Annotated in this window: 20 protein-coding genes; 11 read left to right on the top strand and 9 right to left on the bottom strand. The window is 70.2% G+C overall.

Annotation, left to right across the window (positions count from 1 at the left end):
- The first annotated feature begins 341 nt into the window (after positions 1 to 341).
- Both C3488_RS33830 and C3488_RS33825 read left to right on the top strand, forming a co-directional pair.
- Positions 342 to 1,406: a LacI family DNA-binding transcriptional regulator gene (locus tag C3488_RS33830; protein WP_181139307.1), complete on the top strand. Its 1,065-nt coding sequence runs from the start codon at positions 342 to 344 to the stop codon at positions 1,404 to 1,406.
- Between the two features lie 337 nt (positions 1,407 to 1,743).
- Positions 1,744 to 3,729 carry an RICIN domain-containing protein gene (locus C3488_RS33825; protein ID WP_374955479.1) on the top strand — a complete coding sequence of 662 codons (1,986 nt, stop codon included), beginning with the start codon at positions 1,744 to 1,746 and terminating at the stop codon, positions 3,727 to 3,729.
- Between the two features lie 101 nt (positions 3,730 to 3,830).
- On the opposite strand, the gene C3488_RS33820 is transcribed toward C3488_RS33825, so the two are convergent.
- Both C3488_RS33820 and C3488_RS33815 read right to left on the bottom strand, forming a co-directional pair.
- Positions 3,831 to 4,337, bottom strand: a complete 507-nt coding sequence (locus C3488_RS33820; protein WP_103844708.1) for a molybdenum cofactor biosysynthesis protein — start codon at positions 4,335 to 4,337, stop codon at positions 3,831 to 3,833.
- A gap of 199 nt (positions 4,338 to 4,536) precedes the next feature.
- Positions 4,537 to 8,709 carry a beta-galactosidase gene (locus tag C3488_RS33815; protein WP_103844707.1) on the bottom strand — a complete coding sequence of 1,391 codons (4,173 nt, stop codon included), beginning with the start codon at positions 8,707 to 8,709 and terminating at the stop codon, positions 4,537 to 4,539.
- A gap of 293 nt (positions 8,710 to 9,002) precedes the next feature.
- Between C3488_RS33815 and C3488_RS33810 the strand changes: the two genes are divergently transcribed.
- Positions 9,003 to 9,983, top strand: coding sequence for an alpha/beta fold hydrolase (locus tag C3488_RS33810; RefSeq protein ID WP_103844706.1), 981 nt, complete (start codon positions 9,003 to 9,005; stop codon positions 9,981 to 9,983).
- A 188-nt stretch (positions 9,984 to 10,171) separates the two neighbouring features.
- Entirely contained in the window at positions 10,172 to 10,711 is a 540-nt protein-coding gene (locus C3488_RS33805; RefSeq protein ID WP_181139305.1) for a hypothetical protein, read from the top strand.
- 112 nt (positions 10,712 to 10,823) lie between these two features.
- Here C3488_RS33805 and C3488_RS33800 read toward each other — a convergent pair whose 3' ends face one another.
- Together C3488_RS33800 and C3488_RS33795 are read right to left on the bottom strand one after the other, a co-directional pair.
- Complete coding sequence (locus tag C3488_RS33800) at positions 10,824 to 11,402, bottom strand: isoprenylcysteine carboxyl methyltransferase family protein (protein ID WP_103844705.1); 579 nt, start codon at positions 11,400 to 11,402, stop codon at positions 10,824 to 10,826.
- A 27-nt stretch (positions 11,403 to 11,429) separates the two neighbouring features.
- Positions 11,430 to 12,491, bottom strand: a complete 1,062-nt coding sequence (locus C3488_RS33795) for a type III polyketide synthase (protein ID WP_103844704.1) — start codon at positions 12,489 to 12,491, stop codon at positions 11,430 to 11,432.
- Positions 12,492 to 12,678: 187 nt separating this feature from the next.
- Here C3488_RS33795 and C3488_RS33790 point away from each other — a divergent pair, with 187 nt between their 5' ends.
- Both C3488_RS33790 and C3488_RS33785 read left to right on the top strand, forming a co-directional pair.
- Entirely contained in the window at positions 12,679 to 13,344 is a 666-nt protein-coding gene (locus C3488_RS33790; RefSeq protein ID WP_258053824.1) for a hemerythrin domain-containing protein, read from the top strand.
- 225 nt (positions 13,345 to 13,569) lie between these two features.
- A complete protein-coding gene (locus tag C3488_RS33785; RefSeq protein ID WP_103844703.1) occupies positions 13,570 to 14,127 on the top strand; it encodes a hypothetical protein in 558 nt (185 codons plus the stop codon).
- Positions 14,128 to 14,295: 168 nt separating this feature from the next.
- On the opposite strand, the gene C3488_RS33780 is transcribed toward C3488_RS33785, so the two are convergent.
- The gene (locus C3488_RS33780; RefSeq protein WP_103844711.1) at positions 14,296 to 14,748 is read right to left on the bottom strand and encodes a MarR family winged helix-turn-helix transcriptional regulator; all 453 of its coding nucleotides are present in this window, start codon (positions 14,746 to 14,748) and stop codon (positions 14,296 to 14,298) included.
- A 204-nt stretch (positions 14,749 to 14,952) separates the two neighbouring features.
- Here C3488_RS33780 and C3488_RS33775 point away from each other — a divergent pair, with 204 nt between their 5' ends.
- Together C3488_RS33775 and C3488_RS33770 are read left to right on the top strand one after the other, a co-directional pair.
- The gene (locus tag C3488_RS33775) at positions 14,953 to 15,999 is read left to right on the top strand and encodes a hypothetical protein (RefSeq protein ID WP_103844702.1); all 1,047 of its coding nucleotides are present in this window, start codon (positions 14,953 to 14,955) and stop codon (positions 15,997 to 15,999) included.
- 88 nt (positions 16,000 to 16,087) lie between these two features.
- Positions 16,088 to 16,993 (top strand): NAD(P)H-binding protein, encoded by a 906-nt coding sequence (locus C3488_RS33770; protein ID WP_103844701.1) that lies wholly within the window; start codon positions 16,088 to 16,090, stop codon positions 16,991 to 16,993.
- On the opposite strand, the gene C3488_RS33765 is transcribed toward C3488_RS33770, so the two are convergent.
- Positions 16,981 to 18,753: a SpoIIE family protein phosphatase gene (locus C3488_RS33765; protein ID WP_374955478.1), complete on the bottom strand. Its 1,773-nt coding sequence runs from the start codon at positions 18,751 to 18,753 to the stop codon at positions 16,981 to 16,983. The genes C3488_RS33770 and C3488_RS33765 overlap by 13 nt on opposite strands.
- A gap of 653 nt (positions 18,754 to 19,406) precedes the next feature.
- Between C3488_RS33765 and C3488_RS33760 the strand changes: the two genes are divergently transcribed.
- On the top strand, positions 19,407 to 20,576 hold the full coding sequence (locus C3488_RS33760) for a glutamate--cysteine ligase (RefSeq protein WP_103844700.1): 1,170 nt from the start codon (positions 19,407 to 19,409) through the stop codon (positions 20,574 to 20,576).
- 558 nt (positions 20,577 to 21,134) lie between these two features.
- Here C3488_RS33760 and C3488_RS33755 read toward each other — a convergent pair.
- Positions 21,135 to 21,521 (bottom strand): DUF2255 family protein, encoded by a 387-nt coding sequence (locus C3488_RS33755; RefSeq protein WP_103844699.1) that lies wholly within the window; start codon positions 21,519 to 21,521, stop codon positions 21,135 to 21,137.
- On the bottom strand, positions 21,518 to 22,396 hold the full coding sequence (locus C3488_RS33750; protein WP_103844698.1) for a helix-turn-helix domain-containing protein: 879 nt from the start codon (positions 22,394 to 22,396) through the stop codon (positions 21,518 to 21,520). Before C3488_RS33750 ends, C3488_RS33755 begins: the two co-directional genes overlap by 4 nt.
- 194 nt (positions 22,397 to 22,590) lie before the next feature.
- On the opposite strand from C3488_RS33750, the gene C3488_RS33745 reads away from it, so the two are divergent.
- The gene (locus tag C3488_RS33745) at positions 22,591 to 23,514 is read left to right on the top strand and encodes an alpha/beta hydrolase (RefSeq protein ID WP_103844697.1); all 924 of its coding nucleotides are present in this window, start codon (positions 22,591 to 22,593) and stop codon (positions 23,512 to 23,514) included.
- A gap of 131 nt (positions 23,515 to 23,645) precedes the next feature.
- Here C3488_RS33745 and C3488_RS33740 read toward each other — a convergent pair whose 3' ends face one another.
- A complete protein-coding gene (locus tag C3488_RS33740; RefSeq protein WP_103844696.1) occupies positions 23,646 to 24,452 on the bottom strand; it encodes an SDR family NAD(P)-dependent oxidoreductase in 807 nt (268 codons plus the stop codon).
- Positions 24,453 to 24,516: 64 nt separating this feature from the next.
- Between C3488_RS33740 and C3488_RS33735 the strand changes: the two genes are divergently transcribed.
- On the top strand, positions 24,517 to 24,934 hold a 418-nt coding region (locus C3488_RS33735), incomplete at its 3' end, for a helix-turn-helix transcriptional regulator (RefSeq protein ID WP_146067980.1).

Raw genomic sequence — 24,934 nt, 5'->3', positions numbered from 1 at the left:
AGAAACGGTCCATTTCGGCTCCTGACAGGGCTGCCGTCTTCATGACGACATGTCGACCCCCACGCATGACGCGAAGCGGGGATGAAGCGACCATCCTTAAACGCGATCAAACAAACTCGATCGGTGGATGGGAGGAAGAGTGATCGCTCCGGGGACTGGCTGTCAAGGCTCTTCAGCCGACCGCCTTGCCGCACGGCCTCGAGCCACCGGGCAAAGAGCTTTGTTGCCGTGAGACCTCTTGACGTGTGCGCTGCGGCTCCGTAGACATGACCGCGCGGTCAGACCGCGCGGTCACACTGTTGACCTCGTTCGATGCGGACACACGGCCATCGGGAGACTTCATGACGCCAGGGGTGGGACGGGGCGCCGGCTCTGCCGCGCCGCGCAGCGCGGACGTCGCCCAGTTGGCCGGTGTCTCACGCAAGACCGTCTCCAGGGTCCTCAACAACGAGCCGTACGTCTCCGACGAGGCCCGCCGACGTGTCCTGGCCGCCGCCGACGAACTCGGCTACCGGCTCAACCACGCGGCCAGGGCGCTGGCTTCCGGACGCACTCGCTCCATCGGTGTGATCGCGCTGGGAACGGCCGGGTACGGAACAGCCTCACTGCTCGTCGGCATCGAACAGGCCGTGCGGGACGCGGGATACGCGCTCCGCGTGGTCAACACGCCCGACGGCGACCCGGAAGGCATCGCCGGAGCCGTTGAGTCACTCCTCGAGCAGGGCGTGGACGGCGTCGTCGTCTCCGAACCCATCGTGGAAGGAGAAGTCTCCGTCCGCCTCGACGTGCCGGTCCTCTTCCTCGGGGCACCGCCGGCATTCACCGCCCCCCGTACAGTGACGGCGAGCGTGGGTGCTTGCGCTCTCGCGCGGGCCGCCACCGAGCATCTGCTGGATCTCGGACACGCGACCGTCCATCACCTCGCGGGTCCGCGACGGTGGTACGCCTCCAAGGACCGCATCGAAGGCTGGCGGGCGGCACTGGCGGCACGAGGCGCCCACGAACCGCCGTTGGTCGAGGGCGACTGGTCGGCCGACTCCGGGTACGCGGCGGGCCTCGAACTGGCCTCGGACAGCTCGGTGACGGCCGTGTTCGCGGCGGGCGACGAGATGGCCATAGGTCTGATCCACGCCTTGCGTGAAGCAGGACGTCGTGTGCCCGAGGACGTCAGTGTCGTCGGTTTCGACGGCAACCCGGTCTTCGCCTACGTCTCTCCCCCGCTGACCACCGTACGTCAACCCTTCGACGCCGCGGCGCGGGAGGGGATCAGGCTGCTCGTGCACGCCATCGAGAAGCCGGACACCGAACTCCCGCCGACGAGCGACCCACCGGTCGAACTCGTCGTCCGCGGTTCGACGGCACCTCCGCCGTCCCGGGAGAGCAAGGGGCACTTTCACACCACCTGACAACCACGCCCGTTCACCGCACCGCCCCACCGCCCCACTGATGCAGGGCACACCCCCGCCCGCGCTGAGGCAGCCGGGCCGCCACGGCCGTCACCCGACCAACCGTCCTCCACGGGGCTGCCGACTGCGTCCCCTCCGCCGCGCTGTCGCCCGCCTCTGTCGCCCGGCTGACACGCCCCTCAGCTCCGCCGCCCCGCAACCTGATCAGTCCCGGGGCGGCGGACCCCACAGGAACCTCATTCGCATCTCCCGCCATCGGAGCCGCACATGTCCCCCTGCCCCGACAGGCGCCAGACCCGGCGCCGCTCCCCGTCCCCGCCCCGCCACCCTCCTTCTCGTGCTGCTGGCCCTGGTCGCAGCGGCCGGCACGGCCCTCCTCCCCGCCGCAGGCAAGGCACACGCCCTCTCCCGCGCCTCCCAGACCATGTACACCCCGCCGTCCAACGCCCCCGCTCCAGGGTCGCTCTATCCGAGGGCGATACGGCTGGAGCACAGCGGCTCCTCCAACGGGACCATGCTCGCCACGTTCGAGCAGTACACCTCCGGCACCCCGGTCTTCCCGATCTACCGCAGCACCGACAACGGCAACTCCTGGTCCAAGATCTCGGACGTCGCCGACACGCAGAACGGCTGGGGCATGCGCTGGGAGCCGCAGCTGTTCGAACTGCCCACCGCGATCGGCAACTTCCCTGCGGGCACCATCCTGATCGCGGGCGACTCCGTCCCCAGTGACCGGTCCGCGACGAAGATCGACATGTACGCCAGCACGGACCACGGACTGACCTGGACCTTCGTCAGCAACATCGCCACCGGCGGCCAGGCGATCTCCAGCAACGGCTACACCCCGGTGTGGGAGCCATTCTTCCTGGTCAACGGCAGCAGACTCATCGTCTACTACTCCGACCAGCGCGACCCCGCCCACGGTCAGAAGCTCGTGCACCAGGTCAGCACCGACGGCGTGCAGTGGGGCCCCGTCGTGGACGACGTGGCGATGCCGACCTACAGTGACCGCCCCGGCATGGCGACCGTCGCGAAGCTGCCGGGCGGCAACTACGTGATGACCTACGAGTACGGAGGCGCGCCGGAGAAGAACTTCGCGGTCTACTACAAGATCTCCGCCGACCCCGAGGCGTTCGGCTCCGTCACCGGCCAGGTGCTGAAGTCGACCGACGGTTACGTGCCCTCCAGTGCCCCGTACATCACCTGGCTTCCCACCGGTGGACCCAACGGCACCCTCGTCGTGAGCGCCAACAGCACCGGTGACCTCTTTCTGAACACCCAGAACGGCGCCTCCAACGCCTGGACCCGCATCCAGTCCGACGTCGCCGGCGGATACAGCCGCGGCATGCTTCCGCTGGCCGACGGCCACAGCCTGGAGGTGTTCAGCGGCGGCTACAACGGCAGCGCCCTCAACCCCGTCACGTACAGCACGATCGACCTGGGCGGCGGTATCTCCGACGGCGCCACCTACACCGCCTCCAACGCGGGCAGCGGTCTCATGCTGACCATCGTGGGCGGCTCGACCACCAACGGCACCTACGCCACCCAGCAGAACACCGACAACGCTTCCGATCAGCAGTGGAGGTTCGTCCTTCAGCCGTCGGGCTACTTCAAGATCTTCAACGTGGCCAGCGGCAAGGTGCTGGGAGTGGAGAACCAGTCCACCGCCAACGGCGCCAAGATCCTGCAGTGGGACGACAACCGGACACTCGACCACGAATGGGCCGTCGCCCCCAGCCCGTCCGGCGGCTTCACCGCCGTCAACCGCCTCACCGGCAAGTACCTCGAGATCCCCGGCGCCTCCACCACCGTAGGCGCCACCGCCGGTCAGTGGGACAGCACCGGTTGCGCATGCCAGCGCTGGAACCTCACGCAGACCGCACCGCCGTCCCTGTCCAGTGGACAGTACGTGCTGGTCAACAAGAACAGCGGCAAGTATCTGGAGATCCCCGCCGCTTCCACGGCCGTCGGCACGGCGGCCGACCAGTGGCAGAACTCCGCCTGCGACTGCCAGCTGTGGACCTTCCAGTCCGCCGGTGGCGGAGTGTGGACGATGAAGAACGTCCACAGTGGCCTCTACCTCGACATCAGCGGCTCGTCGGCCTCAGCGGGCGCGGCCCTCGTACAGAACACGTCCTCGACCGCGACTTCCCAACGGTGGACCCTGACCAGCGCAGGCGACGGCTACTACAAGATCGTCAACGGGGGCAGCGGTCTGCTCGCCGGGGTCGCCCAGTCCTCCACCGCCAACGGCGCGTCCGTCATCCAATGGAGCGATGTCAGCGTCGACGACCAACTCTGGAAGATCGTGCGCGTCAACTGACCGGCCGGGAGCCAGTTCACCGGACCGACAGCGCACCGACTGCCGGGCCCGCCGACCGAAGATCGGCGGGCCCGGCCGCCATCCGCCCGAAGCTGTGCTCCTCACTCCTCGCCGGAGTCGGTGCACACCCCGAACGCGGCAGGCCCCACCGCGAGGACCCCGTCGGACAGCGGCAGGCAGCGAACGCCCCCGCCGCCGCGCAGCGCCCGCTGCGCGCCCGGCCCGATGGTGCTGTCCATCCACGCGCACGGCCTGGCCGCGCTGCGGACCGCCAGCACCACGGGTCCGCTGCCGCAGTCCAGGAAGACCGTCTCGCCGATGTACGCGTCGATGTCCACCCCGCGCAGCAGGACGTTGCGCCGGGTCAGGCACAGGTCGGCCTCCCCGGAGACCGACTGCGGCAGGCGCTCGGCCGCCATGAGGGTGACCGACGCACTGCGATGGGCCGGGCGGTTGAAGTACCGGTCGCCCACGATGCCCAGCCCTTTGCGCACCTGTGCCGTGGCCACCAGTTCCTCCCGCGGCAGTTCCGGGACCCCGTCGCTCGGACGGCCCTGGAAGCGATGCACGGGAGAGACCAGCAGCTGAACGATTTCCACCTGCTCCACGTCACCGAGCCTAGCCCCGGCGCCCGGTCCTGGGAGAGGAGGGATCGCCCACCCACCTCGTCGAAGATCTCCTTCACGCACACACGGCCAGAGGCCGGCCGGGCCACGCGCCTACGGCGCCCTGCCGGCCGGCCCCGGACGAACGCCTACGACCGGAAGGTTCCAGCCCCGCTGTCATAGGCGTCCGCCGGCCGCGCATCTAGCCGCAGGTCAGCGTCGGCACGGCCCAGTCTCCGTGGTCGCTGCCGTTGCCGTCGCCGGCGTCACCGACCTTGAGGTCGACCACCTGCGCGCCGGTGACATCCACATCGATCGGCACCGCGGCCTGTTTGCCCCGGATCGTCGGCGTGGTGACCAAGGTCTTGCCGTCGGCGATCACGGAGAACGTCACCGTTCCCGCACCACCTGTCTCGTCGTCGACACCGACGTACGCCGTCATCCGCGAGCACTTTCCGGCGAGGTAGAGCTCGACGTCGCTGATCGAGTTGGTGCCCAGGCCCTTCGGGTAGCCGACACCGGCGATGGTGATCGGATGGCCGTCCCCGGCCGCCTGCTCGCCGACGCTGCTGTCACGCTCCACCGGGCCCCATCCGTTGGTGGACGACAGGAACGGTAGGTCGCTCACGGCGTTCTTCCCGGCCGGCGGAGCCGGCGGAATCCCGCCGACGATGCGCTCGTCGACGCCGGCAGCCTGCCGTCCGTACTGCCGGTACCGCACCGTGGCGGTGAGGGCCGAGGCGGAGGGCAGCTCCCCGGCCGGCGGCTGGACCTTCCAGGTGAAGACGGCGGATCCGCCCGGGTCCAGGCGCCCCACGGACATGGGGCTCGTGGCACTCACGCTCCAGCCGTCGGGCGCGGAGAGCGAGGCCGTCAGTCGGGAGGCGGACGGTTTGTCGTTCGGCACCTGCACCGTCGCCTCGGCGGTGAACGCCTGTCCTGGCTGAGCCGTGTTCGGCACCTCCAGGGTGACATCCGCTCCCGGACGCTTCGGCATCGCGTACGTCCCGCGGTCGTAGCGGGGGCTGTTGTTCTGCGCGACCCGCAGGGACGAGGCGTAACTGCCGTAGTTGGTGAGCGAGACCTTGCCGAGCCCGCCGGTGCTGCCGTCCAGGTTCCACACGGCGATGGCGATGCTGTTGTGGCCGTTCGGATCGAGGATGCCGTTGGGTACCGGGAAGGTGCTCTGCGGACCGAGGTAGTTGACGTAGTTGCCGACCTGCCAGCCGTTCACGAAGATCGTGGCGCGGTACTTGCGTGACGGGTCGTCGGTGAACGTCAGCCCGAGCGAGGTGTCCTGGCCGTGCGGCAGGTCCAGGTTGACGTCGGTGCGGTACCACGAGACCCCGGGACGGGTGTCGGTCGCCGGCAGGGAAACCCGGTTCCAGTCGCCGTCCGGGTAGCCCGGCAGTGACCAGCCGGCCCGCTCGCCGTACAGGCCGCCCGTCGAAAGCGGGCCGCGCACCGTGTCCTGCAGGTCCTCGCCCCCCCGTACGCCCTGCAGTCGCCAGGTGACGGTGGTCAACGGCGCCCCGACGAGGGAGGCGCTGGTCAGACCGCGGGCGGTCTTGTTGCCGTTCGTCGAGTTGTAGTCCTCCTCGTGCCCCATGTTCACGGTGAGTACGGAGATGACGTTGTCACCCTTCGACTTCACCGCACCGGCCGGGAAGGAGAAGTCGGCGCTGCCCGTGGTGGAGCTGCCCAGGAAGGTGCCGTTGATCCAGGCGGAGAACGCCTGCGCCTTTCCGCCGGAGTCCGAGACCAGGTGGATGCCGGTCTCCTTGCCGGTGGCGCGGAAGCGGCCGCGGTACCAGGTGTTGCCGGTGTGGAAGCCGTAGTCGTCCGCGTAGAGCACCGGTAGCGAGTTGACGCCGGAGACGCTGTTGGTGGTCGTCTTGTCGGCCACCTGCCAGCTGGAGTCGTCGAAACCCGGGGCCGCTTCGGGGGACTCCTCGGCGTGCTTCCAGTTCGTCAGCGTCGGCAGGTGGATCGGCGCTGCCACCGGTATCTTCCCGGTGAGGCTCCCTGTGTCGGTGGCCTGGGTTTCCAACGCGCCGCCGTTCCAGGTGACGTGGTCGGCGGAGGTGAACACCTCGATGTTCTTGTCATCGGCGTTGTCGCCGGTGAGCGCCACGGTGTGGCCGCTGTCCAGGCTGGTCGCCGTCCGCAGCAGGTGGGTGCCGCGCACGAGCACCGGTCCGGTCGCGGTGTCCTGACGCCAGAAGGTCTTCGCCGTGGCCTTGTCGCCGACGAGCAGCAGCAACGGGCGCTTCCCGCCGCCGCTGATGCTGATACGAATCAGGCCCTTGTGCGTGTAGTTCAGCCGCAGGTCACCGGTGGCCGCGTCCCAGGTGGTCGTGGCCGTGCCGTCGCTGGTGACCACGGTGGGCTTGGAGGAGTAGCGAAGAACCGTCTCGCCGTCGCTCCCCGGGTCGCCGTAGAGCACGGCGACGTCCCGGCTCCCGATGGTCGCATTGGTCATGATCTCCGACGTCGAGTACTGCAGCTGCGAGTCCCCGAGCCGGTAGTTAGCCACGATGACGTGCGAGTCGCGTCCGTCGAGCGTGATCGCGGTGCCAGGCTGCTGCGGCACGACCGGGTAGGTCGGCGTCGCCGCGGCGGCCGTCGGCACGTCGATGGCGTCGATGGCCACGTAGTTGTCCGACGACCCCGAGCTGTGGTTCCCGTTGACGACGATCTTCAGCGTGTGCGCCCCGGGAGTCAGGCCGGTCTTCTGGAAGACGACCGCCTGGTTCTCGCTGCCGGAGTCGTCGACCGTCGCCTCCTTGGTGCCGTCGACGTAGACGTCGGCGTAGCCGTGGTTGTCGGTCTTCGACCCGATCCAGCGGATCGCGGTGCCGTCGAAGGGGACGGTGACCGAGTCTCCGGCCTTGTTGGAGAAGGACTCGGTGTGCTTGTAGTCGCCGCCGGTGTAGTTCTGGTCGGCCACGTGCGACCACGAACCGGTGTACTGCAGCGCGGAGTCGGGGTCGTCCCAGGTGTAGGTGGTGTCCGCGGACGGCTGGGCGTTGAGGTCCAGCGACATGTGGGTCCTGTCGACCGCCGTGGACGTGGAGTTGCCGTGTCGCAGGACGTGGAACTGCGTTTTGGTGTCGGGGTTCATCCGGGCGGTGTCGACGACCGCGGAGTCGTCCGGCGGCGTGGCCCTGATCGCCTCGGTCTTGGTCAGCGGGGCGACCGACTGCGTGAAGTACCCGATCAGCTTGTCCTCGTAGTACTTCGGGTCCAGTTGGCGGTTCTCGCGGATCGCGGCGCCGTAGTCGTAGGACGTGTAGTTCTCCGGCATGCCCAGCCAGCCCCAGTTGGTGCCGCCGTAGGTCATGTAGAAGCTCTGCGCGGTCGCCCCGACTGCTATGTTCTGCTTGTAGAACACGTTGGCGAACTGGTCGTTGATCAGTTGGGCGCACTTGTCGTAGCCCGGTCCGCCCCAGGGGTCGAAGGCGCCGCCCTGGAACTCCGGCGAGTACAGCGGCTTGCCGGCCGGGTGGTCGTAGCTGATGTCGGGGACGCCGTTCCACTTCGAGGGGTTCGAGCAGTTGAAGCCCTGCGGGTAGGAGTCCGGGCCGTCGACGTCGAGGGCGGCCGCGCCGGAGTTGAAGGTGCCGTTGTTGTTGCCGGTCAGGGGTACCGTGATGCCGTCGGCGCGGGCCTTGTCCTCCAGGTGCTGCATGTAGGAGCGGCCGGCGGCCGAGCCGTTGTAGTACTCGTTCTCGACCTGGTAGGCGATGACCGACCCGGTGCCGTTGGTCAGCTGGTGGCGGGCGATGATCCGGTCGATCTGGGTCAGCCACTCGTCCGCGTACTTCAGGAACTGCGGGTCGTCACTGCGGTTGTGCCCGGCCTTGGTGGTCATCCAGCCGGGCAGGCCGCCGCTGTCGACCTCGGCGTTGATGTAGGGCGCCGGGCGCGCGATGACGTACAGCCCGGCCTCCTGGGCCATGTCGAGCAGCTTGTCGACGTCGCGCACCCCGCTGAAGTCGTACACACCCGGCTTCGGCGAGTGGTACCCCCAGTCGAAGTACAGCGAGGTGGCGTTGAATCCGGCGGCCTTCATCTTCTGGAAGATGTCGCGCCACAGATCCGGGCTCGGAAGCCGGAAGTAGTGGAACTCGCCGGACCACAGGTAGGTGCGCTTGCCGTCGACGAGGAACGAGTAGCCGTCGAGACTCACCGTGTGCGCCCCCGGGCCGGCGGCGGGCGCGTCGGCGGGCGCCTGCCCGCCGACGTCCTGCGCCGCGGCGGGCGCGGCCATGCCCGTGGCCAGAGCGATGGTCGCGGCCGTCGCGAGGACCGCCCTCCACCATCGACGGCGGCCGGGTCTCGCAGCCTCTGAACCGATCCGATTACTCCGCACTGCGGCCTCCATACCGCCTGAGCAATCAACATCAAACAGACTCAGGCAAAGTCGAACATTAAAGGGGTGCGAGGCACGACACAATGGGGCGGGCGCAACATGGTCGAGGTGGGCCCTGAGGCGGCTTGGAAGCCGTACGGCAGGGGAGTGCCATGGCCGCTGACGACTCGTCACATGATATGGAGCCGGGCCGAGGACCGGGGTTGCCGAATCGGCAAGCGCACTCGCCTTGCCGGCAGCGTCTTGCGCATGATCGGTGGCGTAGAGCAGACCAACGGCCCTGGAGGAGACGCATGTCGCAGCACGTCGCGGAGGTCACACACCGGTTGGTCTCCTCGCCGGGAGGCCGTATTCACCTCGTGGAGCAGGGAACCGGGCCGCTCGTGCTGCTCGTGCACGGCTTCCCCGAATCCTGGTACTCCTGGCGCCACCAGCTGCCGGTGCTCGCGGCGGCGGGATACCGCGCGGTCGCCGTCGATGTCCGCGGCTACGGCCGGTCGTCCAAGCCGGCCGCGACGGACGCGTACCGGATGGTCGACGTGGTCCAGGACAACGTCGCGGTGGTGCACGCCCTGGGCGAGGAGTCGGCGGTGGTCGTGGGCCACGACTGGGGCGCGGCCATCGCCGCGAACTCCGCCCTGCTCAGGCCGGAGCTCTTCCGCGCAGTGGGACTGCTGAGCGTTCCCTACACCCCTCGCGGCGGGCCCCGCCCCAGCGACGTCTTTGCCCGGATGGGCGGGGACGAGGAGTTCTACGTCTCCTACTTCCAGGAGCCGGGCCGCGCCGAGGCCGAGATCGAACCCGATGTTCGCGGCTGGCTCGCGGGGCTCTACGCGGCCCTGTCCGCCGACACCATGCCCGCACCCGGTGCTCCGGATCCGCACTTCGTCAGCAGGGACGGGACGCTGCGTGAGCGGTTCCCGGCCGGCCGACTGCCCGCCTGGCTCAGCGAGCGGGACCTCGACGTGTACGCCGGGGAGTTCGAACGGACCGGCCTGACCCCAGCGCTCAACCGCTACCGGAACATGGACCGCGACTGGGAGGACCTCGCCGCCTTCGACGGTGCCCCCATCGCCCAGCCCTCCCTGTTCATCGGCGGCAGTCTGGACGCTTCCACGACATGGCTGGCGGACGCGATCGACGCGTACCCGGTCACACTGCCGGGCCTGGTCTCCTCCCACCTCCTCGACGGCTGCGGCCATTGGATCCAGCAGGAACGCCCCGCCGAGGTCAACCGACTCCTGACCGACTGGCTCACCGCTCTGCGCGCCTGACGCACACGCGCTGCGCCCATCGCCTTCGAAACGCGCGGCGGATGCGCAGGCGCCACACGTGGGATGCCGTGATGCGGGTACTCGTCCGCTCCCGTGGCCGTCAGCGGGCACACAGTCGGGGAGACCAGCCATGCACAGTTCTTGTCGCCGCGGCCGTCGGCCGGTCCGGTCGTCCTTGGAGGGCCGGGATGAGTGACGTCGGCCAGGGCAGCGGCATCGGCACGCGGAACGCCGGCAGGGGGGCCCGCACCGACCTGCTCGGTATCTACCTCAACGACCACCTGGCGGGGTCGACCGTCGGAAGCCGGCGCATCCACTACATGGTCCGGGCACTGGGCGACTCCCCGCTCGCCGAAGCGTTGCGGCCGATCGCCGGCGAGATCGCCCAGGACCGGGCGAGCTTGCTGGACATCATGAGCCGACTGGGCGTTCCGGCGCGCCGATACAAGATCTTGGCAGCGGAGACGGCCGAGAGGGCGGGACGCCTGAAGCCGAACGGCCGCCTCGTACGCCGCTCTCCGCTGACCTCGGTGGTCGAACTCGAGTTCCTCCAGCTCGGAGTCGAGGGCAAGGCCGCCGGATGGCGGATGCTGCGCCGGCTGGCGGAGAGTGACGGGCGTCTTGACCGGCAGCAGCTCGACGAACTGATCGAACGAGCCCGGCGGCAGTTGCGGACGCTGGAGGAACTGCGTCTTGAGCATGCCGAGAAGGCGTTGCGGGCAAGGTGAGGACGCGCGAAGAGGCCCGCACGCCCGAAGTCGTGCGGGCCTCTTCGCGATCAGGTGCGCTCTGTGCCGCTTCGGGCGTACCCAGGCCGGCGCCTTCGCCGACGCGGATCCGTCACCGCCGCGACGCCCGGCCCGCGGCGCGCTGCCGGGTGACGTGGCGCTCGTCCAGGGGGTGCGCCTGCCGTGCGGCTGCCGAGAGGGCGGCTTCCTCGCAGCGGACGCGTACCGCCAGGAGCCCGGCGTTGCACACCGTGAACGCCGTCGCAGTCAGCCAGGCACCGTGCACCAGCGGCAGCGCGGCTCCCTCGACGACCACCGCGAGGTAATTGGGATGGCGCAGGAAGCGGTAGGGGCCCTTCGTCACCCTGGGCAGGTCGGGCACGACGATCACCCGGGTGTTCCACTGCCGTCCCAACGTGCCGATGCACCACCAGCGCAGCCCGTGGGCGGCCACGACCAGGGCCAGCATCGGCCAGCCGACGCCCGGAAGGAATGGCCGTCCGGCGACCCGTGCCTCCACCAGGCAGCCCAAGAGCAGACCTGTGTGCAGCACGACGATTGCCCGGTAGTGTCCTCGGCCCGTCTCAACGCCCCCGCGGGCCGTGCTCCAGCGGCTGTTGCGGCGGGCGACAATCAGCTCGGCCAGCCGCTCGGCGGCGATGGCCGCGACCAGCAGCGTGTACCAGATCACCCGGTCGTTCCTCCCTCCGCTTCCGCTTCACCAGCGCAGCAGGACCAGTTCGGCGCAGAAGCCCGGGCCGAGGGCGAGCAGCAGGCCCCAGGTGCCGGGCGGGGGCCGCCTGCGTCGCTGGGTGTCCTGGAGTACGTGCAGGACGGAGGCGGACGACAGGTTTCCGACCTCCGCCAGGGATTCCCAGGTCGCATCCAGTGCCCCGGGCGGCAGGTCGAGCGTGTCAGCGATGGCGTCCAGCACCTTGGGGCCGCCGGGATGGCACACCCAGGTTCCGATGTCGTGCCTGGCCAGGCGGTGGCCGGAGAGGAAGGAGTCGATGTCGTCCGCGAGGTACGCACGGACGATGCCCGGGATTCCGGGGTCCAGCACGATACGGAACCCGCTGTCGGTGACGTCCCAGCCCATGGCGCGCTCGGTGGCCGGGTAGAAGCGGCTGCGGCTCGCCACCACCTCGGGGCCGGGCGGGCAACCCGGCCCGTCCGCCGCTCCGCTCCCCTGGGCCACCAGAGCGGCGGCGCCGTCGCTGAACAGGGCGCTGCCCACCAGATTGGCCGGCGAGGGATCGGACCGCTGGAATGTCAGCGAGCACAGCTCCACGGACAGCAGGATGGCGGTGTGCGTGGGCCAGCCCCGGAGGTAGTCGTGCACACGGGCGAGCCCGGCCGCACCCGCCGCGCACCCCAGGCCGAAGATCGGGAGCCGCTTGACGTCCGGTCGCAGCCCCAGGGGACCGATCAGCCGGGCGTCCACCGAGGGAGCGGCCAGACCGGTGGTGGATACGACGGCGATCAGATCCACCGCGCCCGATCCCAGCCCCGCGGCCGCGAGGGCACCCCTGACCGCTTCGGCCCCCATCCGCTCCGCGGCTTCGATGAAGGCGTCGTTGGCCGCACCGAAGCCGTCCAGATCGGCGTAGGCCTCCAAGGGCAGCACGGTATGACGGAACCGGACTCCTGCGGCGGCGTGCACGCGGTCGAGCAAGGCCCGGTCCGCCCCCGGCAGGCTCGAGCGCACCTGATCGGTGATGTCGCGCTGACGGTAGCGGTGGGGTGCCAGGACCTTCTGCACGGCGACGATGCGGCTCATACAAGGTTCCGATCGACGTGATCGACGGGTGACGGCAATCCGGCTGCTGGGCCGAGCCGGCCCTGAGGGCAGGGTTGTCGCGGACTGGTGACCCCGGCCCCACGAACACGGGTACCCAGCCACGGGAGCGCGTGAGGGTGACAGCGCGGGGTACCCGCCACTCCTGACACAGGAGTGAGGAGGGATCATGGGCATGCTCAGAAAGACGGCCGGGATGAGCACGGCGACGAAGCCGCTGCTCACCGCGAAGGCCACGGCGAAGGCCGCGAAGACCGTTCCCGCCCGGTCCCTGGAGATGGTACGCACCCTCGGCGGCGAGAACGTCGTCGACGTGCTCACACGTCAGCATCGGCAGATCAGGCTCGGCTTCCTGCGGGCCGCGCTGCCCGGGCCGTGGCGCCGCCGGAACTTCGACCGACTGATGCGCCTGCTGGCCGTGCACGAAGCCGCTGAAGAGGCGCACGTCCACCCGGTCGCTCGCCGGGCCCTGCGACACGGCAGCGAGCTGGCGCAGCGCCGGCTCACCGAGGAGAAGGAAGCCAAGCAGCTGCTGGTCGCGCTCTGGCGCACCGGTCCGAACGGGGCCGGGTATCTGCGGCGGCTGAACCAGGTCCGGCGCGCGGTCGCCCGGCACGCGGCACGTGAGGAACGGGAGGAGTTCGCCGCGCTGCGAAAGGCCGTGAGCCCGGCCCGGCTGCGCATGCTCGGCGCCGAGGTCAAGGTCACCCAGGCGTACGCGCCCACCCGGCCGCACCGCTGGGTCAACAACGAGGCCGCGAACAAGCTGGTCGCGCCACTCCTCGGTCCGCTCGACCGAACCCTGGACGCCGTCCGCCACCGCATGGCCTCCTGACGGTCGGCAGGAGCCGCCGCGCACCGGCACCGGTGCGCGGCACGCTGCTCAGTCACGCAACCGTGGCGGGATCACTCAGCGCGTGCGGCGCTGGTAGGCCACTCCCACTGCCCGCCCTCCCCGACTCGGGTCGCGTTGCCGTGGCCGACGCCTTCTGTTTCGTGGAAAAACGCCCGAGAATGGCACAGACAAGCCGTTCGGGCGCTTGGCAAGGACGTGGGCCCGATGACAACTGGGACACTTCTGGCGATCATCATCCCGGCCGTGGGGGTCATCGCCCTGATCGCACTCGGCTCTTCTCTTCTCATGCGCCGTCGCCGCCTACGTGAACGTTTCGGCCCGGAGTACCAGCGGACGGTGGCGGAGACCGGCAGCCGGCGGGCCGCCGAGCGTGAACTGATCGATCGTGAGCAGCGGCACGACGCACTGAACGTGAAACCGCTGCCCACCAGCATCCGCGACCGCTACACCCGGGAGTGGGCCACCGTGCAGGAAGAGTTCGTGGACCGGCCCGAGGACGCCGTGCATGACGCGGACCGCCTGGTGACCTCGCTCATGCACGAGCGGGGCTACCCCACGGAGGATTTCGAGGACCGGCTGAAGGACCTCTCGGTCGAGCACAGCCGCACGCTGGAGCACTACCGCGCCGCCCATGCGATCGACGAGCTCAGCACCCGCCACAAGGCCGACACCGAGCAGTTGCGCAACGCCCTGGTCCACTACCGCGCGCTGTTGGAGGACCTGCTCACCGACGGCGGCCAACCGCGCCCCGCAGGGAGCTGAACGAACCAGGCACGCCCCGCATCCCCTCCAGGGGGCAGGCCGACGGACACTGGCCGCAGCACTCGGGGCCCCGGCAGACGCAGCCGATCACGTGCGCCCTCGAGGTGCGGGAGTACGCAACCGCCCGATCCGGCGCCCTCGCTCCTGGGTCCGGGCGTGCCGGCGCGCCTACTCGGCCCAGGGCGTGAAGCCGGTGTCGAGGACGGCTGCGAGGGACTCTCGCAGGCGGGCAGCGTCCTCGGCGCCGAACGCCTCCTCGAACCGTGCCTGTGCGTCCTTCCACAGGGGCAGGGCCTCGTTCACCCGGGCGGTTCCGTCCGGCGTGATGGTGACGATCCGTGCGCGACGGTCGGTCGGCGAGGGCTCGACGGTCACCAGACCTTCCCGCGCCAGCGGCTTGAGATTGGAGGCCATCGTCGTGCGGTCCATGGCGATCGTGTCGGCGAGGCTGCTGATCGTCATTTCTCCGCGCGCGCTGAGCTTCTGCAGGATGCTGAACTGCGTCGCACGAAGCCCGACCGAGGCCAGGGCCTTGTCGTAGGTCGCGCCGAGGTACCGGGCCGCCTTGCGCAGTGCCAGGTTGTTGCACGGCTCGACGGGGCTCGTCGGCGTAGGGGGCATGGTCTCCTCCATGGGTTGCGGAACCCATAATAGGAGCACTTACTCGTAAAACACCAGGGCGTCCGGCGCCCACACCCGACAGCGTCACGCGGCCCGACTTGCCGACCCGCAAATAGGAGCATATGCTCGTATACGCCCGACGCGACGTGCGCCCTCCATCCGGTCTCCCGCGCGTCCCACGTCCCGCCTCGAGAAAGCCTGGTCATGGACACCCCCACAGGATCCGCACCGGAGCGTGAGCAGACGCGCGCCACAGCTGCGGAGCGCTCCCTCAGCCCCCACCTCGCCACCCGCCGCCGGCCGCCGGTGAAGGCCTGGCTGCAGCCGGCTGTCATCGCCCTGATCGTCGTGGCCGCCTTCGTGACCTGCTACATCGGCCTGCAGCGCGACCCTCAGCCGCATCACGTTCCCATCGCCGTCACCGCCCCGCACCTCCCGGGTGAGATACACCAGGCCCTCGGCGACAGCGTCGACGTCCACCCCGCCGCCGACGCCGCAGCCGCCCACCGGGCGCTGGAGAACCGCGACGTGGTTGCCGCACTCAGCACCGACGGCCCGGGCAGGCTCCGCCTGGAGGTCGCAGGAGCCAACGGCACATCCACCACCTCGGCGGTGAAGACCCTCGTCGGCGCCTATGCCCGCGGTGCGGGCCTGCACATCACCACCGAGGATGCCGTCCCCCTGACCCGCTTCGACGCACGCGGACTGGCCGGCTTCTACATGGCCTTCGGCGTGACCCTGGCCGGTTTCGTGCTGGGCTCGAACGCCGTCGGTCTGGCCGGTCTCCTGCACCTGCGCCATCGGTTCTGGCTGCTGGGCGGCGTCTCCCTGGCCATCGGCACGGTCGCCGCGATCATCGCCGGCCCCGTTCTCGGAGCGGTCCCGGCCCCGGTCATTCCGCTGGTCCTCACCCTGGCCCTGCTGGCAGCTGCGGCCGCCTTCACCACCAAGCTGCTCGGTACCCACCTCGGCCCCATCGGGCTTCCGGTCGCCACCCTCCTGCTCCTCACCGTCGGCAACGCCACCAGTGGCGCCACCATCGGCGCCGACCTGCTGCCCACCGCGGCCCGGGCCGTCTCCGCGGTGCTGCCGCCCGGCGCGGCCGTCCGCGCGATCACCGACCTGAGCTACTTCGACGGCTCGCACGCTGCAGCACCCGTCGTCACACTCGCTCTATGGGCCGTCATCGCCGCGCTGCTGCTCGGCCTGCGAGCCGGTCTGACGCGGCGTCGCACGGCGACCGCCGCCTGACTCATGCCGAGCCCGACCAACCGCTCGCGACTGCTCGGGCACTCGCCACTCACCTACTCCGCTGCTCGAACTCATGAGGAGATCGACCATGCTTGCCAGCGACCTTGTCCTCATCGCCAATGCCGGTGGTGTCGGCCGAACGGTCCTCGAGGAGCTGTTGGCGCTGGACGTGCCGGTGCGCGTCATGCTTCGCCGCGACGACGACCGTGCCGTGGAGCTGCGTGCGCTCGGGGCGGAAGTGGCCATCGGCGATCTGACCCGACCTGAGACGGTAGCCCCCGCACTGGCCGGAGTGCGGCGCATGTACTTCGCCATGCCCGTGTCGCCGGACCATCTGCTGGCCACGACCGTGGTGGCCAGTGTGGCGCGCGAGCACGGGAAGCTGGACGCCCTGGTGGACATGTCGCAGATGACGGTGTCGCAGATGACCGCCACCAGCACCGCCGAGTCCCGCCAGCAGCGGCTGCACTGGCTGGCGGAGCAGGTCCTGAACTGGTCGGGCCTGCCGGTGGTGCACATCCGGCCGACGTCGTTCCTGGACAACCCGCTGTTCACCTCGCTGGCGGCCCAGTCGATCCGGAGGAACGGAACGATCGAACTGCCGTTCGGCGCGGGACGCACATCACCGGTCGCCGTACGGGATGTCGCCCGAGTGGTCTCCACGGTGCTCCGCGAGCCGGCCCCGCACATCGGGCACGTCTATGAACTGACGGGGCCACGCACGGTCGACATGAACGAGATGGCCGAGGAGTACTCACGAGCGCTGGGGCGTCCGGTGTCCTATGTGGACGTGCCACTGGAGCAGTGGCGTACGGAAGTACTCGCCAGGGCGGGCCTGCCGCCGCACACCGAACAGCACATCGCCACCATGGCCCGACTGCACCGCGAGAACCGCTACGACCGCGCGTCCGAGGACGTCGAACGCGTGACGGGCAGACCCGCGCAGACGATCGAGGCGTTCGTGGCCGAACGCAAGGACTTCTACCTGGGCTGAACCCCATCGACCGTCGCCTGCCGGCTGTGCTCCTGTGCGAGCGTTCGGGTGGGGGTTCTCAGGGCGAGGAGGGCGACGTCGTCGTCGTTCTCGGCGGGGCGGACCCGGCGCAGGAGCTGGTCGGTGAAGGAGGCGAGGGGGCGATGGGCGAGGGCGGCCGCGTGCTGGCGCAGTCGGTTCAGGCCCTCGTCGAGGGAGTGGCGGGGTGCTTCGATGAGGCCGTCGGTGTACAGCAGAAGGGTCGATCCGGGCGGCAGCACGGCGGTGGCGTCGGGGCGGGGTTTGCCGGCTCCGGTGCCCAGGAGAATGCCGTGGCCGTCGGTGAGGTAGTCGGCCAGTCCGTCTTGGCTGATCAGCAGGGGCGGCGGATGGCCGGCGTTGGTCCAGGAGAGTTTCCAGTGGCCGTCTTCCGCCTCTTCGAGCCGGGCGAAGATCATGGTGGCCATGGGCACGTCGGCGATGTGCATGACCGCCTCGTCGAGCCGCTCGACGATCCGGCTGGGATGTTCTTGCTGGGACCAGGCGTAGGCACGGAGCATGTTGCGCACCTGCGCCATGCCGGCCGCTGCCTCCAGGTCATGGCCGACGACGTCCCCGACGGCCAGGGCTGTGGAGCCGTCGGACAGGCAGAAGGCGTCGTACCAGTCACCGCCGACCTGTGAAGCGTCGGGTGCGGGCATGTAGCGGGCGAGCATCTGTAGCCCGGGCACGCGCGGCAGCTGCGGCAGCAGGTGGTTCTGCATGGTCTCGGCGACCTTGCGCTGACGCTGGTAGAGGCGGGCGTTGTCCAAGGCGAGCGCGGCCCGGCGTGCGATGTCCTCGATCAGCGGGAGGTCCGCCGTGGTGAAGTCCCCCGCCCGGTCGGCGCGGCCCAGTGTCAAGGCACCGAGGACCTCTCGGGTACTGCGGATGGGCGCGATGGCCGCGGAGCGGATGCCGGTGGCCTCGAACAGGCGGCGCTGTTCGACCGCTATGCCGGAGTCGGGTGGCTGTTGGTAGGTCTGTGGGCCGGCCAGGGTGGAGGCGACCCCGCGAAGAGCCCGGGACAGTGGCATCGGCGATTCCGCCGGCACCGGCGGCATCGGCCCCTGAAGGTCCTCACGGTGCACCAGAGCGTCGCCTTCGGCGTGGACCACGGCGTGGCGCCACACCTCGTCACGATCCGTGATCAAATCGATGACGACCCAGTCCGCCAGCCGTGGCACCACCAACGCCACGAGCCGGCGCAGGGCCTCGTCGACATCGAGGGTGGACGTCAGCTGCGTGGTGGTCTCCGCCAGCAGGGCCAGCCGTTCGAGCTCCGGCAGCGGCGCGGTGGCCTGCTCCGGCCACGAACCGGTTGCCGCCAGGTGGTAGGGGGCGTGAAAGAGAACGAGCGTGCCGACCTCGTCGCCGCCGAGGTCGTACGGCGTGATCAGCCACGAGACGGGCAGCAGGGAGCCGTCTCCTCGCGCGAACCAGTCCCCTTCGGCCTGGGCGGTGCGTCCGGCGTGGAAGGCCTGCCGCATGCGGCATCGGCTGGTCGGCAGCGGCTGGCCATGGGCGTCCCTGTGCAGCAGATCGTGCGCGTCATGGCCGACAAGATCCTCGGCGGGCCGGTCCAGCATCTGCTCGGCTCGGGTGTTGACCGCGATGATGCAGCCCTTGTCGTCCACCACATACGCTCCGGTGCCGATGGCGGCCAGCGCCCCGGCCGACGCCGAGCCAGTACCGCGCAGGCATCGCTCATCGACGCTCTCGGTCACCTCTGGCCCGGCCACTTGCGCCTCCTTGGTCATGGACGTGCGCGCCGCGGCCGTCCGCACGCGGTGTGCCGCCCCGTCCTGCTTCCTTCTCCCGAATACCCCCTGCGCAGGTGAACCAGCCTCATCACCACCATCAGTCATGCGGCAGGTCAGCGAGACGGCAGTGGAGCCGAGCCCCGGGCGCGGCTTCCCTCCACGGCGTGCGGGTGGGGCTGGACCTCATGGATGTGACCCGCCGGCCTCCCGGCGACGGTTCGTGCGCCGCCCGCCCGGAACCGGCGTCTCGACGTCACGCCGTCCCGCTGGAGGCAGATGGTGGTCAGACCCGGCGGGACGGCGTCCGCAGCGCGGGCAGGAAACCTCCAATCATCGTACAGAACGGCATAAAATGCCCCTGAAGCCCCTCCGGCGTCGCCTCATCAGAAGCGCGCCCGGGGGCGTTCGCGAGTGACACTCCCGCCCCCATTCCTCCACTTCCGGGCACTGCCCGGAGCGCCTCCTCCTACTGGAGGCTTCGAGTGCTCATTTGAGCACTAGGTGACACGACAGTGCAGCCGGAAGGCGTGCGGAAGCGACAACGGGGAACTTGGAGAGTGTCCAGAGGCCACACGACCCACCGGCAGTGGCAACAGCGGCGATCGGACATAGCCTCAGGCAAGGGAAGAGCTGTGGCATTGCGCATCGGGGCAGAGGAAGAATTCCACGTGGTCAACCTGGAGAGCGGCCGGCTGGTGCCGCGCGCCGGGGACATACTCGAGCGGCTCGACCGACCGGGATTCACAACCGAGCTCCACCGATCGATGGTGGAGAGCAACAGCCGGGTGCACCACACGCTGGACGACCTGTACAAGGACCTGACCGGAGCCCGGCGCCGTCTGGACGCGGCGGCCTCCTCGCTGGGCCTCGCGGTCGTGGCCGCCGGTACGGTCCCTCTTGCCCGCATCACCTCGGGAGACGTCACCGCCGACGCCCGTTACCGCCGCATGGCGCAGGAGTACCGCAGAGTCGCCGACGAGCAGCTGATCTGCAGCGCGCAGGTGCACGTCGACGTACCGGACCGGGACACCGCCGTGCGCGCCATGTGCCTGGTCTCGCCGTGGCTGCCACCGCTGCTCGCGCTCTCGGCCAGCTCACCGTTCTGGCTCGGCACGGACACCGGTTACGCGAGCTGGCGGACCATGCTGTGGCAGCGCTGGCCCACCGCAGGACCGGCCGGCTGCTATCCGGACGCCGCCGCATACGACGCCGCGATCGAGGACCTGATCCGCTCGGGTGTCATCAGTGACGCCGGGATGGTCTACTACGACGTTCGCCCCTCCGCACACCAGCAGACACTGGAGCTGCGGATCTGCGACGCCTGCCCCCGTGCGGAGACGGTCGTGCTGATCAGCGGGCTCTTCCGGGCGCTGGTTCAGGATGCCTGCAGCCGGCGGGCCCGCGAGGGCGGCCCGGCCTGCGACGGCCACCACGAGTGGCTGCGCGCCGCAAGCTGGCGGGCCGCCCGATCCGGCCTCGAGGGAACCCTGGTCGACCCGGTCACCCGCCGCGCGGTCCCGGCCCGTACGGCACTGCAGCGGATGCTGGTCCGGCTGCGCCCGGCGCTGGAAGCGTCCGGTGACTGGGCAGTCGTCAGAGAGCTCCTGGCGGAGATCCTGGCCATCGGCAGTGCCGCGCACCGGCTGCGGCGGGCGGCCGAGGCCGAGGACCTGCTCGCCAGCATCGACCTCATGGTCGCGGAGACCCGTGGTGCGGTCGGCCCACGGCGTCCGCACCGGCCCCGGCCCACAGCAAGGGCCGCCCCGGCCCGGTCCCCGGAGGCATGGGCGGCTGACCGGTGAACACCGGGAGCCGGCCTCGAGCCGGCAGACGTACGGCAGTCCCCACCAGTGCGGCATGCCGGTCCCGTCGCTTTCCTCGAGCCGGGTGCGAGACTGAATGGTGGAATGCCGACGGCACCGAGGAGTACGGCGTCGGCGTCGGCGCGTACTTCGTCGGTGCCCACCTCCTGATCGGGAGGCGCGATGTCCTTGTGGTCGTGGGTCCGCGCACACCTGGGGGCCACTCCGACCCCGCCTTCCGCGCCTGCCGGTACCGCAGAGGTCCATTCAGGTAGGCCGCAGGACACGGGCGGCAGGCCGCAGGACGAGGCAGCGGACCAGCACAGCACGACAGGAACCACACCCAACGAGGTCTTCGTGGGCCGGATCGCCGGCGACGACCCCGGCTACCTGGAGACGGGCGCCGAGCGGCGCGCTGAGGCAGACGCCGAACCGGAGGGCGACTCCGAGGAATCCACGTAGGGAGGGTGAACTTCCTGGCCTCGCCGGCGCAGCCAGGCGGCTGGACCGGTCGCGGAACGGCCACGTCGAGCAGGCGGCACACAGGTCCTGGCGCTCTCAACCCGGCGAGCAGCCGCACCGGGCAGAGGGCGCCGGATCGATCCGTATCGTCGCGGCGTGTGCCGCGGGGCTCGCGACAAGGGCGCCGGCCGCCTGTCCGTACTTGTTCCGGTAGGCGGCGTCGATCTCGTGGGCGGGCCCGGTGTCACGGGTTTCCAGGAGGACGTCGCGGGTGACGGCCCCCACCCGGATCTGTCCGTGGCTGTGCTTGTGCGCCGCCTGGTACCAGCGGGACCGGACCCCTCGGTAGGCGCGGACATACAGCTCGCCGCGGACCAGGACCATGCCGATCTCCACACCGGGGTGACCGTCGCCCCCTGCGGTCAGGACGAGGGACCCGGACCCGGTGAGGAGGGCGAGATCTTCGGGTGTCCAGGTCGTCATCGCGTCAGGTCCTCCGTCCGGTCGGTGCTGGGTTGCCCGGTGGTCCATGAGGTGAGGATGCGCAGGGCGTCGTGGGAGGGGCTGCCGGGTTCGGCGGTCAGGATCATCAGGCGCTGCCCGGAGCCGTCAGGGCTGGTCCAGGTGTCGCAGTCGAGGGTGAGGTCGCCCACCAGGTGGTGGCGGTACTGCTTGGTGCCGTAACCGGCGTTGTTGACGCGGTGTTCGGCCCACCACGTACGGAAGTCGGGGTCCTGGAGGGACAGTTCGCCGACGAGCTGGGCGAGTTCGGGATCGTCGGGGTCGGCCGCGGCCTCCATGCGCAGCGCGGCGACGGCGTCCCGGGCGTCGTGGGCCCAGTCATGGTGCAGCTGCCGGACCACCGGATGTGTGAACAGCAGCCGCATGTAGTTGCGCCGGGGGGCCGGGATGCCGGCGAAGTCGGTGTAGAGGGCCACGGCGGCGGAGTTCCAGGCCAGGATGTCCAGGCGTTTGCCGAGGACGAGCGCGGGGGTTTCGGTGAGCTGGTCGAGCAGACGTCGCATGGCGGGACGCAGGCGTTGGGCGGGTCGGCGGCGGCGTGGGCGGGCGTCGCTCCGGCCGGCCAGTTCGTAGAGGTACTTCTGCTGGTCGTCGTCGAGGCGCAGGGCGCGGGCCAGGGTGGTGAGCACGGGTACCGAAGCCCGGACGCGGCCCTGTTCCAGCCGCGTGTAGTAGTCCACGCTGATGGCGGCGAGCTGGGCGACCTCCTCGCGGCGCAGTCCGGCTACTTTGCGGGCGGAGCCCGTCTCGGCAAGGCCGCACTCCCCTGGTGTCAGCTGGCCCCGGCGGGCCTTGAGGAAGGCTCCCAGCGCCCGGGAGTCGGAGTCTGAAGTCATGCTCTCAAGTGTCCTTGCGTCACGACGACCACGGCACATGTGTGAGGGGGCAAGTTCTTTCCCAGGCAGAAACCTGGCTCTCCCGCTCGTGCGGAGACCGACGGAACGTGGATGTGTGCCCGGCAGGGTGCGGGCCCCGGGCCCGCCACCGCAGGTGCGTCACTACCCGTCATCACCGTCACACGGAGTCCCTCATGGCCCAGACCACCGTCAGCTTCGACAGCGCCGGCATCCCGCTCGTCGGCCACCTCTACACACCGGACACGCCGGCGTCGGGTCCGCGGCCGGCACTCGTGGTCGGTCACCCCGGCACCGGCGTGAAGGAACAGACCTCCGGCACATACGCACGACTGATGGCCGAGCGCGGTTTTGTCGCCCTCGCCTTCGACGCCGCCTACCAGGGCGAGTCCGGCGGCCTGCCGCGGGGCCTGGAGGACCCCGCGCAGCGGGTGGAGGACTTCAAGGCCGCCGTCTCCTACCTCACCACTCTGGACGCGGTCGACGCCGAGCGGATCGGCCTGCTGGGTATCTGTGCCTCCGGCAGCTACTCGCTGGCCGCCACCGGCGGTGACCACCGGGTCAAGGCCGTGGCCACCGTGTCCACCGCCGAGCCAGCCCGCCAGTTCCGACTCGGAGCCGACGGCACCCAGGACCCGGCCGTCTTCCAGGCCCTGCTGGATGCCGCCGCAGTGGCCCGTAGCGCCGCCGCGCGCGGCGAGGACCCCGGCACGATGACCATGTTCCCGGAGACCGCAGAGCAGGCCCGCGCGCTCGGCGGCCAGCACGGCGTCGAAGGCTTCGAGTACTACTGCACCCCCCGGGGCCGGCACGAGCGCTCCGCGAAGACCCTCGCCTGGGAGAGCATCGACAGGATGGCCTTCCACGACGCCTTCTCCGCCGTCCCGCTGATCGGCCCCCGCCCCATCCTCCAGGTCATCGGCGAACGCGCCGTCACAGCCTGGATGGCCGTCGAGGCCCACCAGCGGGCCACCGGCCCCAAGGAGATCCACTGGATCAAGGGCGCCAGCCACGTCGACCTCTACGACAGGAAGCAGTACATCGACCCTGCCGTCGACAAGCTCACCGACTTCTTCACCACCCACCTCACCAACGGCTGATGAGCAGTCCGCGTCGGGCGCAGTCCTCGAGGGTGTGCGATGTGCGCTCTCTCGGCGAGCGTCCTACCGACGAGTCCTTCGCTGTTCACGTGTGCTCCTCGGCCGGGCGTCATGATCCGACAGTCCGTCGGTCAAGCCCTGGCAGCCATCGGTCGCCACGCGTTCCAGGTGTCCAGCCGCTGCCGGTAGGCGGCTTCGACGACGGGGTAGGGGTACGTGCCGAGAAACAGGCGCAGGGGTGGTTCGTCGGTGTCGGCGAGTTCGAGGATGACGTCGGCGGTGGCCTGCGGGTCCTGTGGTGCGCGGGCGGTGGCGCCGGCCCGGCGCGCCGCGCGGATCGGTTCGTATGCGGCGATGGGTTCGGTGTGCACCGCGGAGGCACCGGACCAGTCGGTTCCGTACGGGCCGGGTTCGACGATAGTGACGTGGATGCCGAGCGGGCCGACCTCCTGGGCGAGCGCTTCGCTCATTCCTTCCAGCGCCCATTTGGAGGCGTTGTACAGACCCAGGGTGGGGAAGGCTGCGAGGCCACCGAGGCTGGACACCTGCATGATGTGACCGCGCTGTCGGGCACGCAGGTACGGCAGTGCGGCCTGCGTCACCCACAGCGGACCGAGCAGGTTCGTGTCGAGCTGGGTGCGGGCCTGCTCCTCGGTGGTCTCCTCGACCATTCCGAAGAGGCCGTAGCCCGCGTTGTTGACGACCACGTCGAGGTGGCCGAAGGCGTCGACCGCCCGCTCCACGGCGGCAGTTGCCGCTGCCCGGTCGGTGACGTCCAGGCGGAGTGGGAGGACACGGTCCTCGTAGGCGTCGACGAGGGTCTGCAGGGACTCGGGATGGCGCGCCGTGGCGGCGACGCGGTCGCCGCGGGCGAGGGCGGCTTCGGTCCAGATCCGGCCGAAGCCGCGGGACGCGCCGGTGATGAACCAGGTCTTCATGCCCTCCACCCTGGGCGGTCGGCCGCTCCGCAGCCAGCACCCCGGGAGGGTTACCCTCCCCTCCATGGCGAGTGACAACGTCCTGGGAGAGTTCCTCAAGGCCCGGCGGGGACGGGTCCCGCCCTCGGACGCGGACCTGCCCGCCCCCGGCCGGCGCCGGGTCGCGGGGCTGCGCCGGGACGAGCTGGCCCGGCGGGCCGGTATCAGCGAGCCGTACCTGACCCGGCTGGAGCAAGGCGTAGACCGGCACCCCTCGCCCCAGGTGCTGGGGGCGCTCGCGCGGGCGCTGGAGCTGGACGCCGACACGACGGCGCACCTGTTCACTCTCGCCGACCCGCATCCCGCGAGGACTTCGGAGACCGAGGTCACGCCGGACGTGCACCAGCTGCTCGACGCGTGGACTGGCAGTCCCGCGTACGTGCGCAATCGGCGCTTCGACGTGCTGGCCGCGAACAAGCTCGCCCGCGCGCTCGCCCCCATGT

This window comes from Streptomyces sp. Ru72 (assembly GCF_002920635.1).
Classification (GTDB): domain Bacteria; phylum Actinomycetota; class Actinomycetes; order Streptomycetales; family Streptomycetaceae; genus Streptomyces.
Note: the sequence above shows the minus strand (reverse complement) of the source record. Positions and strands in the feature narration are given on the sequence as shown.

Excerpts from the sequence above, each read along its gene's own strand:
- C3488_RS33745 (WP_103844697.1), top strand. The coding sequence starts at position 22,591 with ATGGCCCAGACCACCGTCAGCTTCGACAGCGCCGGCATCCCGCTCGTC.
- C3488_RS33785 (WP_103844703.1), top strand. The coding sequence starts at position 13,570 with ATGACAACTGGGACACTTCTGGCGATCATCATCCCGGCCGTGGGGGTC.
- C3488_RS33790 (WP_258053824.1), top strand. The coding sequence starts at position 12,679 with ATGGGCATGCTCAGAAAGACGGCCGGGATGAGCACGGCGACGAAGCCG.
- C3488_RS33795 (WP_103844704.1), bottom strand. The coding sequence starts at position 12,491 with ATGAGCCGCATCGTCGCCGTGCAGAAGGTCCTGGCACCCCACCGCTAC.
- C3488_RS33830 (WP_181139307.1), top strand. The coding sequence starts at position 342 with ATGACGCCAGGGGTGGGACGGGGCGCCGGCTCTGCCGCGCCGCGCAGC.
- C3488_RS33805 (WP_181139305.1), top strand. The coding sequence starts at position 10,172 with ATGAGTGACGTCGGCCAGGGCAGCGGCATCGGCACGCGGAACGCCGGC.
- C3488_RS33755 (WP_103844699.1), bottom strand. The coding sequence starts at position 21,521 with ATGACGACCTGGACACCCGAAGATCTCGCCCTCCTCACCGGGTCCGGG.
- C3488_RS33775 (WP_103844702.1), top strand. The coding sequence starts at position 14,953 with ATGGACACCCCCACAGGATCCGCACCGGAGCGTGAGCAGACGCGCGCC.
- C3488_RS33810 (WP_103844706.1), top strand. The coding sequence starts at position 9,003 with ATGTCGCAGCACGTCGCGGAGGTCACACACCGGTTGGTCTCCTCGCCG.
- C3488_RS33770 (WP_103844701.1), top strand. The coding sequence starts at position 16,088 with ATGCTTGCCAGCGACCTTGTCCTCATCGCCAATGCCGGTGGTGTCGGC.
- C3488_RS33780 (WP_103844711.1), bottom strand. The coding sequence starts at position 14,748 with ATGCCCCCTACGCCGACGAGCCCCGTCGAGCCGTGCAACAACCTGGCA.
- C3488_RS33750 (WP_103844698.1), bottom strand. The coding sequence starts at position 22,396 with ATGACTTCAGACTCCGACTCCCGGGCGCTGGGAGCCTTCCTCAAGGCC.
- C3488_RS33740 (WP_103844696.1), bottom strand. The coding sequence starts at position 24,452 with ATGAAGACCTGGTTCATCACCGGCGCGTCCCGCGGCTTCGGCCGGATC.